General features: G+C 63.6%; 15 protein-coding genes. 10 read left to right on the top strand and 5 right to left on the bottom strand.

All coding sequences use genetic code 11. The annotated features are described in order from the left end of the window. Positions 1-66 precede the first annotated feature (66 nt). Positions 67-1,899: a dihydroxy-acid dehydratase gene (ilvD, locus tag RBB16_RS09675; RefSeq protein WP_306045970.1), complete on the top strand. Its 1,833-nt coding sequence runs from the start codon at positions 67-69 to the stop codon at positions 1,897-1,899. Between the two features lie 13 nt (positions 1,900-1,912). Further along, positions 1,913-2,776, top strand: a complete 864-nt coding sequence (locus RBB16_RS09680) for a D-amino-acid transaminase (protein ID WP_306045971.1) — start codon at positions 1,913-1,915, stop codon at positions 2,774-2,776. 52 nt (positions 2,777-2,828) lie between these two features. On the opposite strand, the gene RBB16_RS09685 is transcribed toward RBB16_RS09680, so the two are convergent. Further along, positions 2,829-4,115 carry a DEAD/DEAH box helicase gene (locus RBB16_RS09685; protein ID WP_306045972.1) on the bottom strand — a complete coding sequence of 429 codons (1,287 nt, stop codon included), beginning with the start codon at positions 4,113-4,115 and terminating at the stop codon, positions 2,829-2,831. 331 nt (positions 4,116-4,446) lie between these two features. Between RBB16_RS09685 and RBB16_RS09690 the strand changes: the two genes are divergently transcribed. Continuing rightward, a complete protein-coding gene (locus tag RBB16_RS09690; protein WP_306045973.1) occupies positions 4,447-5,469 on the top strand; it encodes an aspartate-semialdehyde dehydrogenase in 1,023 nt (340 codons plus the stop codon). Between the two features lie 72 nt (positions 5,470-5,541). Then, positions 5,542-7,167, top strand: coding sequence for a DUF4139 domain-containing protein (locus tag RBB16_RS09695; protein ID WP_306045974.1), 1,626 nt, complete (start codon positions 5,542-5,544; stop codon positions 7,165-7,167). A gap of 16 nt (positions 7,168-7,183) precedes the next feature. Here RBB16_RS09695 and RBB16_RS09700 read toward each other — a convergent pair whose 3' ends face one another. From RBB16_RS09700 to RBB16_RS09710, 3 genes are read right to left on the bottom strand one after another with little or no spacing between them, the layout of a single operon-like run. Further along, positions 7,184-7,495: a P-II family nitrogen regulator gene (locus tag RBB16_RS09700; protein WP_306045975.1), complete on the bottom strand. Its 312-nt coding sequence runs from the start codon at positions 7,493-7,495 to the stop codon at positions 7,184-7,186. A 3-nt stretch (positions 7,496-7,498) separates the two neighbouring features. Then, complete coding sequence (locus RBB16_RS09705; RefSeq protein ID WP_306045976.1) at positions 7,499-8,485, bottom strand: sodium-dependent bicarbonate transport family permease; 987 nt, start codon at positions 8,483-8,485, stop codon at positions 7,499-7,501. A 56-nt stretch (positions 8,486-8,541) separates the two neighbouring features. Then, complete coding sequence (locus tag RBB16_RS09710) at positions 8,542-9,192, bottom strand: carbonic anhydrase (RefSeq protein ID WP_071691136.1); 651 nt, start codon at positions 9,190-9,192, stop codon at positions 8,542-8,544. 141 nt (positions 9,193-9,333) lie between these two features. On the opposite strand from RBB16_RS09710, the gene RBB16_RS09715 reads away from it, so the two are divergent. From RBB16_RS09715 to RBB16_RS09725, 3 genes are all read left to right on the top strand, one after another. Next, complete coding sequence (locus RBB16_RS09715; protein WP_306045977.1) at positions 9,334-9,711, top strand: hypothetical protein; 378 nt, start codon at positions 9,334-9,336, stop codon at positions 9,709-9,711. 64 nt (positions 9,712-9,775) lie between these two features. Continuing rightward, positions 9,776-11,164: a leucyl aminopeptidase family protein gene (locus tag RBB16_RS09720; protein WP_306045978.1), complete on the top strand. Its 1,389-nt coding sequence runs from the start codon at positions 9,776-9,778 to the stop codon at positions 11,162-11,164. Continuing rightward, a complete protein-coding gene (locus RBB16_RS09725; protein ID WP_306045979.1) occupies positions 11,157-11,996 on the top strand; it encodes a C40 family peptidase in 840 nt (279 codons plus the stop codon). The genes RBB16_RS09720 and RBB16_RS09725 overlap by 8 nt, the downstream gene beginning before the upstream one ends. 4 nt (positions 11,997-12,000) lie before the next feature. Here RBB16_RS09725 and RBB16_RS09730 read toward each other — a convergent pair whose 3' ends face one another. After that, positions 12,001-12,339 carry a DUF2794 domain-containing protein gene (locus RBB16_RS09730; protein WP_071691159.1) on the bottom strand — a complete coding sequence of 113 codons (339 nt, stop codon included), beginning with the start codon at positions 12,337-12,339 and terminating at the stop codon, positions 12,001-12,003. 664 nt (positions 12,340-13,003) lie between these two features. Between RBB16_RS09730 and gpmI the strand changes: the two genes are divergently transcribed. The 3 genes from gpmI to RBB16_RS09745 are packed head-to-tail and all read left to right on the top strand — an operon-like array spanning position 13,004 to position 16,983. Continuing rightward, a complete protein-coding gene (gene gpmI, locus RBB16_RS09735; RefSeq protein ID WP_306045980.1) occupies positions 13,004-14,521 on the top strand; it encodes a 2,3-bisphosphoglycerate-independent phosphoglycerate mutase in 1,518 nt (505 codons plus the stop codon). After that, positions 14,518-15,651, top strand: coding sequence for a murein hydrolase activator EnvC (locus RBB16_RS09740; RefSeq protein ID WP_306045981.1), 1,134 nt, complete (start codon positions 14,518-14,520; stop codon positions 15,649-15,651). Before gpmI ends, RBB16_RS09740 begins: the two co-directional genes overlap by 4 nt. A 12-nt stretch (positions 15,652-15,663) precedes the next feature. Further along, complete coding sequence (locus RBB16_RS09745; protein WP_306045982.1) at positions 15,664-16,983, top strand: S41 family peptidase; 1,320 nt, start codon at positions 15,664-15,666, stop codon at positions 16,981-16,983. The last annotated feature ends 2 nt before the right edge of the window (positions 16,984-16,985 follow it).

A 16,985-nucleotide genomic window follows, 5' to 3' on the forward strand; every position in this document is an offset into this window, starting at 1 on the left:
CCTTTCCCCATATGGCCCTCCCCTCCTCTTTGCGCTAAGCAAACCCCGCTCGACAGGAGGACCGACATGCCCAGATACCGTTCCCGCACGACCACCCATGGCCGCAACATGGCCGGTGCCCGTGGCCTTTGGCGCGCCACCGGGATGACCGATGGCGATTGGGACAAGCCCATCATCGCGATCGTCAACAGCTTTACCCAATTCGTGCCGGGGCATGTGCACCTCAAGGACCTCGGTCAGATGGTCGCGCGAGAGGTCGAGGCGGCGGGCGGGGTTGCCAAGGAGTTTAACACCATCGCGGTCGATGATGGCATCGCCATGGGCCATGACGGGATGCTGTATAGCCTGCCGAGTCGCGAGGTCATCGCCGACAGCGTCGAATACATGGTCAACGCCCATTGCGCCGATGCGATGGTCTGCATCTCGAACTGCGACAAGATCACGCCGGGCATGCTGATGGCCGCCATGCGGCTCAATATCCCCGCGATTTTCGTGTCCGGCGGCCCGATGGAGGCCGGCAAGATCGACATCGAAGATCTGGAGATGAGCAAGATCGACCTTGTGGATGCGATGGTCGCTGCCGCCAATGACAGCTTCACCGACGCCCAAGTGCAGCATATCGAGGAGAACGCCTGCCCGACCTGCGGGTCGTGCTCCGGCATGTTCACCGCGAACTCGATGAACTGTCTGGCTGAGGCCCTGGGTCTGGCGCTGCCGGGAAATGGCTCCACGCTCGCCACGCATTCCGACCGCAAGGGCCTGTTCCTGGAGGCCGGTCGCAAGATCGTCGAGATCGCCAAGCGTCATTACGAGGGCGAGGAAAAGGGCCTGCTGCCGCGCGAGATCGCGACATTCGAGGCGTTCGAGAACGCGATGAGCCTCGATATCGCCATGGGCGGGTCCACCAACACCGTGCTGCACCTGCTGGCCATCGCCCATGAAGGCGAGGTGGATTTCACCATGACCGATATGGACCGGCTCAGCCGCAAGGTGCCCTGCCTGTGCAAGGTCGCGCCCAACACCGCGAACGTCCATATGGAGGACGTGCACCGCGCCGGCGGCATCTTCTCGATCCTGGGGGAACTGAGCCGCGCGGGCCTGCTGCACAACGAATGTCACACGGTGCATTCCAGCACCATGGGCGAGGCGATTGCCAAGTGGGATATCGCGGTGGCGAACAACCCCGAGGCGGAGAGCCTGTTCAAGGCAGCCCCCGGTGGCGTCCGCACGACGCAGGCCTTCAGCCAGTCGAACCGGTACAAGGAACTGGATACCGACCGCACCAACGGCGTGATCCGCGACAAGGACAACGCGTTCAGCCAGGACGGGGGCCTTGCCGTTCTGTTCGGCAATATCGCGCTGGATGGCTGCATCGTGAAAACCGCCGGTGTCGATGCGTCGATCCTGCAATTCACCGGCACCGCCCATGTCTGCGAAAGCCAGGATGAGGCCGTCAGCAACATCCTGACCGGCAAGGTGAAAGAGGGCGACGTGGTGGTCATCCGCTACGAAGGCCCGCGCGGCGGGCCGGGGATGCAGGAGATGCTCTACCCGACCTCTTACCTGAAGTCGAAGGGGCTTGGGAAAGCCTGCGCGCTGCTGACCGATGGCCGCTTTTCTGGCGGGACCTCGGGTCTGTCGATCGGGCACGTGTCGCCCGAGGCCGCCGAGGGCGGCGCGATCGGGCTTGTCCAGAACGGCGACAAGATCGAGATCGACATCCCCAACCGCACCATCAACCTCGCCGTGTCGGACGAAGAAATGGCCGCCCGCCGCGCCGCACAGGAGGCCGCCGGGTGGAAACCCGCCAAGCCGCGCGCCCGCAAGGTTTCGACCGCGCTCAAGGCCTATGCCGCCCTCACCACCAGCGCCGCCAAGGGCGCCGTTCGCCAAGTCTGAGAAGGAACGAAGAATGACCCGCACCGTCTATGTGAACGGCGACTACCTGCCGGAAAATGAAGCGAAGGTCTCGATCTTCGACCGGGGGTTTCTTTTTGCCGATGGCGTCTATGAAGTGACCTCGGTGCTCGGCGGCAAGCTCATCGACTTCGCCGGTCACGCCAAGCGTCTCCAGCGGTCGCTGGACGAGCTGGAGATGAAGAACCCGCTCAGCACCGAGGACCTGCTGGAAGTTCACCGTCAGTTGGTTGAACGGAACGGCATCACCGATGGCCTGATCTACCTGCAGATCACCCGCGGCGCGCCCGATGATCGCGATTTCGCCTTCCCGCCCGCAGAGACCGCGCCGACCATCGTCCTGTTCACCCAGAACAAGCCCGGTCTGGCGGATGCCCCGCAGGCCAAGACCGGTATGAAGGTGATTTCGGTCGAAGACCTCCGGTGGGGTCGCCGTGATATCAAGACGGTGCAGTTGCTCTACCCTTCGCTTGGCAAGATGGCCGCGAAGAAGGCGGGCTGTGATGACGCCTGGCTGGTCGAGGATGGGTTCGTGACCGAAGGCACCTCGAACAACGCCTATATCGTGACCAAGGATGGCACCATCGTCACGCGGCAGCTGTCCAACGACATCCTGCACGGCATCACCCGCGCCGCTGTGCTGCGCTTCGCGCGAGAGGCACAGATGAAGGTGGAGGAGCGCCCCTTCACCATCGCCGAAGCGCAGGACGCGGCTGAGGCCTTCGTGACCTCCGCCTCCGCCTTCGTGATGCCGGTGGTGGAGATCGACGGTCAGCCCGTGGGCACCGGCATGGTCGGTGAGATCGCCCCGCGCATCCGCGAGATTTACCTTGAGGAAATGCGCAAGGCGGCGATCTGAGCTGATGCTATTGCAGATGTGAGAAAGGGCCGCACAATGCGGCCCTTTCTCGTCATGCGGCCGGCTTGCGGCGTTGTTTGTTGCGACGTGCCTGACGTGGTTTGGCCGGGGCCTGACTCTGGCTTTGGCCCTTGCTGGCCCCTCCACCACCGGACCGGCGGCGACGTTGCCCCCCACCTCCGCGCTTGGGCTTGTCTTCCTTCACCGGTTCCGGGCGGCGACCGCTGGCAACGGGGATCGAGATCTTCATGACCTTCTCGATATCCTTCAGCTGATCGACCTCTTCGGCACAGCAGAAGGCAATTGCCTCGCCATCCTTGCCGGCACGTGCAGTGCGCCCGATGCGGTGAACGTAGTTGTCGGGCACGTCGGGCAGGTCGTAGTTGTAGACGGTACGCACATCGGGAATGTCGATGCCACGCGCGGCCACGTCGGTCGCCACGAGGATCTTCACCTGCCCGTCCTTGAACGCCTTGATGGCGCGGTCGCGCTGACCCTGGCTCTTGTTGCCATGGATCGAGGCGGCGTCGAACCCGTCGGCAACCAGCCCTTTCATCAGCTTCTCAGCCCCATGCTTGGTGCGGGAAAACACCAGGCTCAGCGTATCGGGGTGGCGGCGCAGAAGCTCGCGCAGCAGGGCGGGTTTTTCGCTTTTGGCGATGAAATGGATGCACTGCGTCACCTTGTCGGCGGCTTTACCCGGCGGCGAGACCTGCACTTTGCGCGGGTTCGTCAGGTAGGTGCGCGACAGCTCCTCCATCTGCTTGGGCATGGTGGCCGAAAACAGCATGGTCTGGCGCGGGGTGCCCAAAGCGGGCGCAATCCGGCGCAGCGCGTGGATGAAACCGAGGTCCAGCATCTGGTCGGCCTCGTCCAGCACAAGGAACTGGGCCAGGTCCAGCCGCACCGCGCGGCGGTCCATCAGGTCGATCAGGCGACCGGGGGTGGCCACCAGAATATCGGTGCCGCGTTCGAGGAAGCGCATCTGCACATTGATCGACTGCCCGCCGACAACGGTGCCAACGCGCAGGTGAGAGCCCTTCACATAAGTCCGCAGGTTCTCGGCAATCTGGTTGGTCAGTTCGCGCGTCGGCGCAAGGACCAGCGCCTTGACGGATTTGGGTTCGCGCTTGCCCTGATGGGCCAGCAGGTGTTCCACCAGCGGCAGGCCAAAGGCCGCGGTCTTGCCGGTGCCGGTCTGGGCAAGGCCCATGATGTCGTGACCGGCCAGCGCCAGCGGGATCGCCTGGTTCTGGATGGGCGTTGGGGTGTCGTAGCCGGCGGATTTGACGGCGGCCAGCAGGGTCGGCGAGAGGCCGAGCATATCGAAATCGAACAAGGTCTTCCTTTCCGGCGCGATGGCGCGCTCGGGTGTAAACGGATCATCGTTCCCGGAATCGGGAACAGCGAGGGTGCGGTCAGGCGCTCTGCGAAACGGGCGGATCCCATTGAACCGGCCGGACCGTCAGACCCTGCGTGATGGGGACTGGGAATTCTGTTGTGCCGTGAACGCGGGGGCGACGGGGTCGCAAGGGGCGTTCGGCTCACGCGGCCAATGGGCACGGGTGTCACATGTTCGCAATTGCAGCATAAGTCAAGCCTGTTGCCCCTTTTGATTCCCTCGGGCTTGCGGTATGTGGCGCGCTGTTCCCAACCAAGAGGACAAAATCATGGGCTACAAAGTTGCCGTTGTCGGCGCCACGGGTAACGTGGGCCGCGAAATGCTGAACATCCTGGCCGAGCGCCAGTTCCCGGTGGATGAGATCGCCGCACTGGCATCGCGCCGTTCGCTTGGGACCGAGTGCAGCTTCGGTGACACCACACTGAAAACCCAGGATCTGGATACATTCGATTTCACCGGGTGGGACATTGCGCTCTTCGCCATTGGCTCGGACGCGACCAAGCAATACGCCCCCAAGGCCGCCAAGGCGGGTTGCATCGTCATCGATAACAGCTCGCTCTACCGCTACGACCCGGATATTCCGCTGGTCGTGCCCGAGGTGAACCCCGAGGCCGTCGATGGCTATGCAAAGAAGAACATCATCGCGAATCCCAACTGCTCGACCGCGCAGATGGTGGTGGCACTGAAGCCGCTGCATGACCGTGCGCGGATCAAGCGGGTGGTGGTCTCGACCTATCAATCCGTGTCCGGCACTGGCAAGGACGCGATCGACGAGCTGTGGGACCAGACCAAGGGCATGTATGTTCCGGGTCAGGAAGTGGCCCCCAAGGTCTACCCCAAGCAGATCGCCTTCAACGTGATTCCCCATATCGACGTTTTCATGGAAGACGGTTCGACCAAGGAAGAATGGAAGATGGTGGCCGAAACCAAGAAGATCGTGGACCCCGCGATCAAGGTCACGGCAACCTGCGTGCGGGTGCCGGTCTTCGTGGGCCATTCGGAAGCGATCAACATCGAGTTCGAAGAGTTCATCGACGAGGACGAGGTCCGCGATATCCTGCGCGAGGCGCCGGGCATTCTGGTGGTCGACAAGCGCGAGGCCGGTGGCTACGTGACGCCGGTGGAATGCGTGGGCGACTATGCGACTTTCATCAGCCGCATCCGTCAGGACAGCACCATCGAGAACGGCATCAACCTGTGGTGCGTGTCCGACAACCTGCGCAAGGGCGCGGCGCTAAATGCGGTGCAGATCGCCGAAACGCTCGGCAATCGGGTGCTGAAAAAGGGCTGAGCCGAAAGGCCGCTTGACGACTCGACAAAGAAGATAAACCCTCCTTGCACAACCTGCTTGGAGGGTTTTTCAATGAAATTTCATGTATTTGCGATTAGCGTTCTGACGGCGGGCATGGCCCATGCCGACGACATTCCCCTGCGCGCCGACGTGACCCACGCCACGATCTATGGCGGCGCGGCCGAGGTGACGCGGCACGCGACGGTGACCGTCCCCGCAGGCGCGCATCGGCTGCTGGTGCCGGTCCCGTCCTATATGCAGGATGCCGGTGTCGTCAGCGCCGCGCTGTCGGACGGCACCCCGCTTGGCCCGGTGCGTCTGGAATTGGCCCCCGGTTTCGAGGACGGCCAGTTCGACACGCCTGCACAGGCCGCCCTGCGCGCCCGGATCGAGGCGCTGGAGGCCGAGATCGAAGAGGCAGAGGATCAGCTTGCCCATATCGAAGCGGGTCTTGGCACGATTGCCCTGCAACGTCGCTATCTGGAAAGCTACGCCTCCAGCGCCTCGGGCGAGGTGACGGCCCCGGATGAGATCGGCGAGGTGATGAGCGAGCTTGGCCAGCAGATGGAGGGACTGGTCACGGAGCTGTTTGAAGGCGAACGCCAGCAGGATGAACAGCTTATGGTGATTGCCGATCTTCAGTTTGAGTTGAGTGAAGCAGAGGCAGAGCTGCGCGCGCTTTACCCGCTTGGTGCAGACAGCATTGCGCTTGCCATTCCGGTTGCGGTTTCGGCCGATGCAGAACTGCCTGTTGTCCTCACCCATACGTTAAGCGGCTTCGGCTGGAACATGAGCTACACCGCACGCCTGTCGACGGTCGAAGGCAGCTTGTCGCTAGACCGTACCGCGCGGTTGGAAAGCTACGTGCCCGACAGATGGGAAGATGTTGCCCTGACCCTGTCAGGCGAAGAATGGGGGCAGGAGCTGGATATGACCGGTGTCTGGCCCTCGCCCGCCCGGATCGAAGAGGAACGACCGCCAGAAGTGTTTGACGGACGGCTGGCCGGGGCGGCGTATGTGGAACCGGTGTTGGAACCCGTGGTCATCATGGAAGACACGGCCTCGTTCGAAAGCTTCGGCCTGTCTTTCTCCGCCGCGGTCGCCGATCCGCAAACGATCAGCCAAGGCGCGGAAACGCTGGTGCCGTTTGATGCGCTGACCCTTGATCCCGAGATCACCATCGAGGCTAACCCACGCCACGACGACACCGCTTTCCTGATCGCGCGGGCCGAGAACACAACCGGCCAGCCGCTGATCCCCGGTGACATGGCCGTTTACCGCGATGCGGCGTTTCTGTCGGACCTGTATCTGGACACCGTCCCGCCCGGCGGCGAGGTGGAACTGCCCTTCGGGTCGGTCGATCACCTGCAACTGTTCTGGCGGGATCTGTCGCGGAATGAGGGCGACGAGGGGTTCTTCAACCGGTCCAACGTGCAGCGGCAGGTGGTGGAATTTGGCATCACCAATGTCTCGGACCAGCCCGAAGACGTGCGCATCCTCTACGCCGTGCCATACACGGAACAGGAGGATCTGGAACTGGACCTGACCCTGTCGATTGCGCCAAGCGTCGAAAACCTCGACGGTCGGCGCGGTATCCATGCCTGGGATCTGACCGTCGGTGCGGGCGAAACCCGCACCATCCGGATGGAGGCTGATATGTCCTGGCCCGAGGGCTACGACCTTTACTGGCGTCCGTAAGGGAAGGGGCCGGGCGTCAGAACCGCTCGGCCCGCAGCACCTCGCAATCGGTGACGCTGACCACGCCGATATGACGCTCCACCACGGCAAAGGCCGCTTCCAGCAGGGCATCCAGCCTTTCGGGTTTGATGATACAGACAACGGCCAGCATCCCGCCCGCCCGGCTGACTTGGCCCGCGCGGCTCCACTCCCCCGACCGGCCCGACCCACCCTTGACGGGCAGGATGGTGTACCCGGTCACATCGGCCTTTCGCAGCGCCTCGGTCAGGCGGCGTTCCATCATCGATTCGATGATGATTTCGACACGTTTTGCCTTGTGGGTCTGCATCGGTCAGCCTCCGGTCACGGTGCGGGCAATGGCCAGATAGATCGGGATGCCCAGGGTCAGGTTAAAGGGGAAGGTGACGCCGAGCGACAGCGTCAGGTAGATGGACGGGTTCGCCTCTGGCAGGGCCACGCGCATGGCTGCAGGGACCGCGATGTAAGAGGCCGAGGCCGACAGCACCATGAACAGCGCCACGCCCCCCGCCGACAGGCCGATCAGAATCCCGGCGGCAAGGCCAAACAGACTGCCAACCAGCGGCATGACGATCCCGAAGGCCAGCAGGCCGGGCCGCAGAACCCCCGCCGCGCTGCGCAGACCGCGCCCCGCAACCAGCCCCATATCCAGCAGGAAGAGGCAGAGCACACCCTGGAAGGGCGCCACGATGAAGCTTTCGATCCGGGCCAGCCCGTCCGCCCCTGTGATCGCGCCGATCAGGAACGACCCGATCAGCAGCACGATGGAGCCATTGAGCAGGATTTCCCGCAGCAGTTCCCCATCCATCTCTTCGCTGTTCGTTTTGTCCCCGTAGCGCGCGATCAGCCACAGGGCGGCAAGGATCGCCGGGGCCTCCATCGCGGCGGCGACGGCGACCATGAAGCCTTCGCCCGCCAGCCCCGCAGAATCGAGCACCGACGTGCCCGCCACGAAGGTCACGATAGAGATCGACCCGTAATGCGCGGCGACGGCGGCGGCGTTGGTGACATCCAGCCCCGACATGACGCGCAGCAAGGCGAAGGCGACCAACGGCAGAACGAAGGACAACACCACGCCCGCCACCAAAGACAGGATCAGCGCCGTGTCCACCCCGTGCGACGCCACGCTGGCCCCGCCCTTGAAGCCGATGGCAAACAGCAGATAGAGCGACATGGCCTTGGCCACGGCCTCTGGCACCGTCAGGTCGGATTTCGCATAGGCGGCAGCGAATCCAAGCACGAAAAAGAGGATGATGGGCGACAGCAGGTTTTCTGCCGCCAGCGAAAGTATCTGGTCCATGTCGTCCCCACATTCCGACGGGCTGTTCAGAGGCCGCAGAACGGTTCCGAAATTCCCTACACTTTTACGAAGGAATTAGTGCCGGGATCGTACATTTCCAAGGCCCCGGACGCGATTTCATTCCACAAACCATGCAGGCTGAGCCGCCCGTCCTCGACGGCCTCCGACACGAAGGGGAAGGTCATCAGGTTGGCAAGGGACACCAGCACCGAGCGCTGTTCCAGCACCTTCTGCCGTTCCTGTTCATCGGTGATGTCAGCGGTCTCTTCACACGCCGGACGCAGGATATCCATCCAGCGGCCCACGAAACTGGTGGGCTGCTCAAGCTCGGGCGCGTTGCCCGACACCATCTGGATGCAGCCATTCACGCCACCGCAATTGGAATGGCCCAGAACCATGATGTTGGCGACCTTCAGCGCCGTAACCGCATATTCCACCGCTGCCGATGTGCCGTGGTGATCGCCGTCGGGCGCATAGGGCGGCACCAGATTGGCGATGTTGCGGTGAATGAAGAACTCGCCCGATTCAGCCCCGAAGATCGAGGTGACATGCACCCGGCTGTCGCAGCAGGAAATCACCATGGCGCGGGGGCGCTGGCCTTCCTCCGCAAGGCGGCGAAACCAGGCCTGGTTTTCTGAAAATTCGGTTGCTTTCCAGCTGTGGTATCGCCGTGTCAGGTATGTCGGCAGGGGGGAAACGTATTTCATATAGCGTCCTCTGTCGTCGCGTCGACCCTGATAGGCTGCATTCCCCGAAAGTTCGAGGTTTTTTTGGTCGCGGGCCTAACGGTTTCTTCAGCAAGCCGGGGCACAGTCCCCCTATCCGTGGGGGCGGAAGTGGAGTGAGTGATGGAGCAGGATGTAAGCAGGCTGCGGCCGGAAGAACCCGCGCGGTTCAATCCCGAACGGCTGGAACTCCTTTGTGACGAAATCGGGGAAATCCGCGCAGAGCATGAAGTTGCCAGCGCGTTGCAGGCGATCAATCTGCATCTTCGGAATATCCGGTGCCTGAATCCGGTCGGGGCCGAATTGCTGCGCCCGGTCCGCAATCTGGCCGCAGCCTCTGACCGGATCGGCATGGCAACACTGGCACGGGTGGCCCGCGATGTGCTGGCCTGTATCGGCAGCGGCGATCAGGTGGCCCTGGCCGCCACCCATGCCCGTTTGCTGCGGGTCGGCGAACGATCCATCCATGCAATCTGGGATCTGGAGGATGTATCCGGCTGATCCACCTTGCAGACACAGCCCGTCACGTTAGGTTATCGACAGCCTTTTTCTGTGACGGATGACCATGGACAGACGTTTTTCCCCCGCCGATCCCGGCGCGATCCCGGTGACCTGTATCGACCCCGATGCGCTGGATGCCTCGCTTGCGGGACTGCCCGCCGCACACTCCGCCTGGGCGCGGTCGACCGGCTTTACCGCAGGTCTTGGGGAAACCTGTCTGCTGCCTGATGCGGATGGCGGCATCGCCCGGGTGCTGCTTGGACGCGGCACCGCCGACGCACGGGCCCGCAAGCGCTTTGCACTCGGGGCGGCGCTGGCAGGATTGCCGGAGGCAACCTACCAGATGCCGGATGGGTTGCCCGGGGCCGAACAGGAAGAGGCTGCGCTTGGCTGGCTGCTGTCTGGCTACCGCTTTGGCCGTTACAAGGACGCCCCTGTGCCAAAGGCCGCCCTTGTTGCGCCACAAGGGCTGGACGCCCCTGCACTGGAAAATATCGCAGCGGGTGAGGCGCTGACCCGCGACCTGATCAACACCCCGGCCAGCGACATGGGCCCGGATCAGCTGGAAGATGCGGTGCGGGCGCTGGCAGACGGATTCGGCGCGTCGATCTCTGTCACCAAGGGCGAAGACCTGTTGACCGCCAATTTCCCGATGATCCACGCCGTCGGCCGCGCCGCTGCACAGGCCCCGCGCCTGATCGAGATGACCTGGGGCAGCACCGGCCCGCTTGTCACGCTGGTCGGCAAGGGTGTCTGTTTCGACACCGGTGGCCTGAACCTCAAACCCGGCGCCTCCATGGGCCTGATGAAGAAGGACATGGGCGGATCGGCCACGGTTCTTGGCCTCGCGCGGATGATCATGGGGGCGGGCATGGAACTGCGCCTGCGCGTCCTGATCCCGGCGGTGGAAAACGCGGTGGCGGGCAATGCCTTCCGCCCCGGTGACATCCTGACCGCGCGCAACGGCCTGACGGTCGAGATCAACAACACCGATGCCGAGGGGCGGCTTGTGCTGGCCGATGCGCTGGCGCTGGCCAGCGAAACGCCGCCCGATCTGCTGATCTGCATGGCCACCCTGACCGGGGCGGCGCGAGTCGCGGTTGGGCCGGATATCGCGCCGTTCTACACCGACGATGACGCGTTTGCCGGGGCGCTGGCCAACTCTGCAGCTCGCATCGCGGACCCGGTCTGGCGGATGCCCCTCCACATGCCTTACGAGGCGATGATCGAACCCGGTATCGCCGATCTGGACAACGCCCCGAAGGGTGGTTTTGCAGGGTCCATCACCGCCGCGCTCTTCCTGCGCCGCTTTGCCAAGGATGCCCCGCGTTTCGCCCATTTCGACATCTACGGCTGGCAGCCCGCCGACGCCCCCGCCCGGCCCAAGGGTGGCGTCGGGCAGGCCGCACGCGCGATCTTCGCCGCTTTGCCCGAGGTTCTCAGCAATGACTGATCCGCGCATCACCCCCACCAATGGCCGCGTGGCCCATGTCAGCCTTGAAGGGCAGGTCGAGGCCGAGAAATTCGTGCAGGGCCGCCGAATGATGGTGATGCAGCCCATGGCCAACATCACCGACGAACCGCGCGGCAAGCGGGTCAGCCAGTTGCTGTTCGGCGAGGTCTTTCACGTGCTGGAAACCGATGACGGCTTCGCCTTCGGGCAGGCCGAACGGGACGGGCAGGTGGGCTACATGCTGTCCGGCGCGCTGGCCTCGCCCGAGCAGCCGACCCACTGGATCACGGCCCCCGCCACGCATCTCTACCCCAAGCCCGATCTCAAGGCCCCGCCCGAGGTCGCCATTTTCTTCGGCTCTCAGGTCAAGGTGGTGGGGGAACGCGACGACTATGTCCGCATCCACACCGGCCATTTCATCCCGCGCCCGCATCTGCAACCGATCCGCGCCCGTTTTGGCGATCCGGTCGGGGTGGCGGACCTGTTCCTTGGGTCGCCTTACCTGTGGGGCGGGTCCAGCCGGTGGGGCATCGACTGTTCCGGCCTTGTGCAGATGGCCCTGCTGGCCTGCGGCGTCGATTGCCCGCGCGACAGCGATCAGCAGATGGTGTTGGGGCGCGAATTGCATCATGGCGAGCCCTTCCTGCGCGGCGATCTGGTGTTCTGGAAAGGGCATGTGGGCTTCATGGCGAATGAACGGATGCTGCTGCACGCCAATGCCACCCACATGGCCGTGGCCTATGAGCCGCTGAAAGATGCGGCCGCAAGAATCGAAGACAAGGGCGAAGGCCCGATCACGGCGCGGCGCAGGTTTCTGAAACCCGGCGGCTGAGGCGCTATTCGACCACCCGGATCAGCTTGCGTTCCAGCACCCGCAGCACGGTTTTCAGGTCGTGCCCGCGTTTCAGGATGCGACCGTCCATGCCGATGACGGAATACTGCCCCTGCCGGTCGCGCAGCTTCGGGCGTTTCTCGATCCGGTAGATGGGATGTTCCGCTGTGCGCCGGAAGACGGAAAAGACCGCCACCTCCCTCAGGCACGATATCCCGTAATCGCGCCATTCACCGGCAGCCACCATGCGCCCGTAAAGGCCCAGGATAACGCCAAGCTCCGTCCGGTGAAACGCCACCTGTTCCGGCTGCGGGGGGACCGGACCCCTGGGCTGAATTTGCATGTCCATGATGCAAGCTTGGCCCTCATGTCGCGACTTATCAAGACCTGCCCTGCAATTGCCACGAAAGAGCCGCTGGATTTTCCCGCGTCCTCCCTCAATTCGCCCTGCCACGACGCCAAACATAACCTTGTAGTGACGAGCATTGTCTCGCCCCCGGCGGATCGGTTTTCTTGCCCCCACCCAGTCCGGTCCGCCGGGGGACTACACCAAACAGAAAAGGCCCCGCGCGAGAATGCCGGGGCCTTTTTGCTTGATGAGGGACTCCAGCGGTCACCGACGGGAATCCCGTCAGATGATCCCTTGGTGCGGGGCGTTCCAGCTCTTCGATCAACGTTCCCCGGTCAAGGCGCGGTGGAACGGCGCGGGTGATCACACCCTCTCAATCAGGGCACCTGCAAAGGTGTTTCGGGTCGGAACAGACGGTTTCTGCCGAAGGGTGGAGAGAGCTCGGGGCACAGGCCAGCCGTTCACACGGATTTCAGGTTCGTATCGGCGTCTCAACCGCCCCTTTGCGTCTGCACGCCCGGTGTACAGGGGGTGTACGGGGGGTGTACGGGGGGCACCCCCCCTCTTTCGGGGCGTATCCGAACCCGCCCTGTAGGGATTGCGTGTGCCTCCCGGCGGGCCTAGAACGCGAGGGATCGTTGTGAAAAAGGGGTCTCTTATGGCCATTCCCAAACCTGTCGTCCTGTGCATTCTCGATGGTTGGGGTCTGGCGCCAGATGGGCCGGGAAACGCCCCGTCTCTCGCCGCAACCCCTTGTTTTGACAGGCTTATGGCGACCTGTCCGAATGCCACGCTGATCACCTACGGGCCTGATGTGGGCCTGCCCACGGGGCAGATGGGCAACTCCGAAGTGGGTCACACCAATATCGGCGCGGGGCGTGTCGTGGCGATGGATCTGGGGCAGATTGATCTTGCGATCGAGGATAGCAGCTATCGAGAGCGCCCCGCTTTGCTGCAATTCATTGAAAAGATGAAGAAAACCGGTGGTGTTGCGCATGTCTCCGGCCTTACCAGCCCCGGCGGTGTGCATAGCCACGAGAGCCACATCCTGGAAACCGCCCGCACCCTGACGGATGCCGGAATTCCCGTTCAAATTCATGCGATTACCGATGGGCGCGACGTCGCCCCGCGCTCCGCAATCGAGACGGTCACGGCCTTCGACAATGCCCTACCCAAAGGCGCCCATATCGGCAGTCTGATCGGTCGCTACTACGCCATGGACCGCGATAACCGGTGGGAACGCGTGCAGCAGGGCTATGACCTTGTTATTGAAGGGAAAGGTCACGAAGCGGCCAGCGCCGAGGCCGCCATTCAGGCCGCTTATGAACGGGGTGAAAACGACGAATTCATCACCGCAACCCGGATCGTCGGCTATCGGAAACCGCAAGATGGCGACGGCCTTCTGTTCCTCAACTTCCGCGCCGACCGCGCGCGGGAAATCCTTGCCGCGCTGGCCGATCCGACATTCGCTGAGTTCGACATTTCCGCCCGCCCCAACTGGGCTGCAACCTGCGGGATGGTGGAATATTCCGACCGCCACAACGCCTATCTCGACGTGATTTTCCCCAAGCAGGATATCGTCAACACCCTGGCCGAATGGGTCGCCAGCCATGGCCGCACGCAGTTCCATATCGCGGAAACCGAGAAATATCCGCATGTCACCTTCTTCCTCAACGGCGGCAAGGAAGACCCGGTCGAAGGCGAGGACCGCTACATGCCGAAATCGCCCAAGGTGGCGACCTATGACCTGCAACCGGAGATGTCGGCGGGCGAGGTGACGGAACATCTCGTGGACGCGATCGAGAAACAATACGACCTGATCGTCGTGAACTACGCCAATCCCGACATGGTGGGGCACACGGGCATCATCCCCGCTGCCGTAAAGGCCTGCGAGGCGGTGGATGCGGGGCTTGGCGCGGCGGTGGCGGCGCTGGAAAAGGTGGGCGGCGCAATGATTGTGACGGCGGATCATGGCAATTGCGACATGATGATCGACCCGGACACCGGCGGGCCGCACACGGCGCATACGCTGAACCCGGTGCCGGTGATCCTGTTCGGCGGGCCGGAGGGCGTCACCATGCAGGACGGGCGGCTGGCGGATCTGGCACCCACTGTGTTGAAGCTGATGGGGTTGGAGCCACCGGCGGAAATGACCGGAAAGTGCCTGTTTGCATGAGGCTTTTGGCGCTGATCACGGTGCTTTGCGCAACTGGCTTTGCCGCGAGCGGGCAGACCACTGACCCTGCACTGACCGCGCAGCGTGCCGCCCAGATGCTGGAACGCGCCGCGCTGACGATGGCCGAGGCTGACGATGCCCGCGACCGGGTTGATGCGCTGACGGAAACCATCCGCGCCTATGAGGAAGGGTTGTCGGCCTTGCGCGAAGGCATGCGGAGGGCGGCGATCCGGGAACAGTCGATCACGGTCGTCTTCGAGGCGGAACAGGAGCGGTTGGGCCGTCTTCTGGGGGTTCTGCAATCCATGCAGGCCGCGCCCGCGCCGCTGCTGCTGATCCACCCAAATGGCCCCGTGGGCACCGCGCGATCCGGCATGATCGTGTCCGAAGTGACCCCCGCCGTGGCGGCGGAGGCCATGGAGTTGCGCCGCCAGCTGGAGGAACTGGCCCTTCTGCGCGCCGTTCAGGAAACCGCGGAGGACCAGTTGTCGGACGGTCTGACCGGCGTGCAGGAGGCCCGCGTTGCGCTCAGCCAGGCGATGGCGGAACGGCGCACGCTGCCGCCGCGCTTTGCCTCGGACACCGAGGCGCTGCTCGAGCTGACCCAAAGCGCCGAAACGCTGGACAGCTTTGCCACCGCGATCCGGGCGCTGGACGTAATGGCCGCTGACACAAGGCTGCCCTCGTTCTCCGATCAGCGGGGTCAGCTTCCCTTACCTTTGCAGGGGCGCATTCTGCGCGGCTTCAACCAGGCCGATGCAGCGGGCGTCACCCGGCCCGGCTTGATCCTGGCGGCAGAGGCGCGCGCGCTGGTGTCTGCCCCATGGCATGCCACCGTGCGCTATGCGGGACCGCTTCTGGACTATGGCAATGTCATCATCCTTGAACCGCAGGGCGATCATCTGCTGATTCTCGCGGGTCTGGGAGAGCTGTTCGTAAGGGCCGGAGACCTGCTGGCAGCGGGCGATCCCGTCGGTTTGATGGGCGGCGAAGCGCCAAACCGCGAAGAATTGATCGTTTCTGACCCACTCGCGTCTGGTGGAGAGCTGTCGGAAACGCTTTATATGGAACTGAGAGAGGCCGGAGAGCCCGTGGACCCGACCGCGTGGTTTGCGACACAAGACCAGTGAGGATTTGAGAGAATGAAGAAGTTCATGATGGCGGCCCTTGGCGGCACCGCGGCGGGTATTCTGCTGACCACCCAAGTCGCCGGTCCCCTGATCGCCCAGGAGAACATTCGCAACTCGACCGTTTACGAACAGCTCGACCTGTTCGGCGATGTCTTCGAACGGATCCGCACCTATTATGTCGAGGACGTGGATGAGGCAGAGCTGATCGAGGCCGCGATCAACGGCATGCTGATGTCGCTTGACCCGCACAGCTCTTACCTGCCGCCGAGCGACTATGAAACCATGCAGACCCACACACGGGGCGAATTCGGCGGCCTTGGCATCGAGGTGACGCAGGAAGAGGGCTTTGTCAGGGTCATCACCCCGATGGACGATACCCCCGCCATGGAAGCGGGCGTCGAGGCCGGTGATTTCATCACCCATGTGGATGGGGTCACGCTGCTTGGCCTGACTCTGGAAGACGCCGTCGACATGATGCGCGGTGAAATCGGGTCTGAAATCGTGCTGACCATCGTGCGTGAAGGCGAGGATGAACCCTTCGACATCACCATCGTGCGCGATCGCATCCGCCTGACCGCCGTGCGTCACCGCCTGGAAGGCAACACCGCCGTTCTGAGGATCGCCAGCTTCACCGAACAGACCTATCCGAACCTGCGCGACGGGCTGGAAGAGATGATCGAGGAAGTCGGCGGGATCGAGAACCTGGAAGGCGTGGTTCTGGACTTGCGCAACAACCCCGGCGGGTTGCTGACCCAGGCCATTCGCGTCTCGGACGCGTTCCTGGAACAGGGAGAGATCGTGTCGACCCGCGGCCGCAACCCCGAGGATGGCGAACGCTATAACGCCACGCCGGGCGACCTGATCGACGGCCTGCCGATGGTGGTGCTGATCAATGGCGGTTCTGCCTCGGCCTCCGAGATCGTGGCCGGTGCGCTTCAGGATCACCGCCGGGCGGTTGTCGTGGGCACCAACAGCTTTGGCAAGGGGTCCGTCCAGTCGGTGATGCCGGTGCAGGGCGATGGCGCGATGCGTCTGACCACGTCGCTCTATTTCACCCCGTCCGGTCGCTCGATCCAGGCGCTTGGCGTGGCCCCCGATATCCTTGTGGAACAGCGCGAAGTGGGCGAGGTCGAGGACAATGGCCGTCCGCAGCGCACCGAGGCCGGTCTGCGCGGGGCCTTGTCCAACGCGACCCTGACCGAGGATGAAATCCGCCAGCTGGAGGAAGAACAGGAACAGGCCCGCGCCACCGCCGAACTGCGCGCGCAGGACTATCAGCTGGCCTATGCCATCGACATCCTGCACGGCCTGAACGCCCTGCGTCCCCGCTAAGG

The sequence above is a fragment of the Nioella sp. MMSF_3534 genome, from assembly GCF_030732985.1.
Taxonomy (GTDB): Bacteria; Pseudomonadota; Alphaproteobacteria; order Rhodobacterales; family Rhodobacteraceae; genus Nioella.

Excerpts from the sequence above, each read along its gene's own strand:
- ilvD (WP_306045970.1), top strand. The coding sequence starts at position 67 with ATGCCCAGATACCGTTCCCGCACGACCACCCATGGCCGCAACATGGCC.
- RBB16_RS09680 (WP_306045971.1), top strand. The coding sequence starts at position 1,913 with ATGACCCGCACCGTCTATGTGAACGGCGACTACCTGCCGGAAAATGAA.
- RBB16_RS09690 (WP_306045973.1), top strand. The coding sequence starts at position 4,447 with ATGGGCTACAAAGTTGCCGTTGTCGGCGCCACGGGTAACGTGGGCCGC.
- RBB16_RS09695 (WP_306045974.1), top strand. The coding sequence starts at position 5,542 with ATGAAATTTCATGTATTTGCGATTAGCGTTCTGACGGCGGGCATGGCC.
- RBB16_RS09700 (WP_306045975.1), bottom strand. The coding sequence starts at position 7,495 with ATGCAGACCCACAAGGCAAAACGTGTCGAAATCATCATCGAATCGATG.
- RBB16_RS09705 (WP_306045976.1), bottom strand. The coding sequence starts at position 8,485 with ATGGACCAGATACTTTCGCTGGCGGCAGAAAACCTGCTGTCGCCCATC.
- RBB16_RS09710 (WP_071691136.1), bottom strand. The coding sequence starts at position 9,192 with ATGAAATACGTTTCCCCCCTGCCGACATACCTGACACGGCGATACCAC.
- RBB16_RS09715 (WP_306045977.1), top strand. The coding sequence starts at position 9,334 with ATGGAGCAGGATGTAAGCAGGCTGCGGCCGGAAGAACCCGCGCGGTTC.
- RBB16_RS09720 (WP_306045978.1), top strand. The coding sequence starts at position 9,776 with ATGGACAGACGTTTTTCCCCCGCCGATCCCGGCGCGATCCCGGTGACC.
- RBB16_RS09725 (WP_306045979.1), top strand. The coding sequence starts at position 11,157 with ATGACTGATCCGCGCATCACCCCCACCAATGGCCGCGTGGCCCATGTC.
- RBB16_RS09730 (WP_071691159.1), bottom strand. The coding sequence starts at position 12,339 with ATGCAAATTCAGCCCAGGGGTCCGGTCCCCCCGCAGCCGGAACAGGTG.
- gpmI (WP_306045980.1), top strand. The coding sequence starts at position 13,004 with ATGGCCATTCCCAAACCTGTCGTCCTGTGCATTCTCGATGGTTGGGGT.
- RBB16_RS09740 (WP_306045981.1), top strand. The coding sequence starts at position 14,518 with ATGAGGCTTTTGGCGCTGATCACGGTGCTTTGCGCAACTGGCTTTGCC.
- RBB16_RS09745 (WP_306045982.1), top strand. The coding sequence starts at position 15,664 with ATGAAGAAGTTCATGATGGCGGCCCTTGGCGGCACCGCGGCGGGTATT.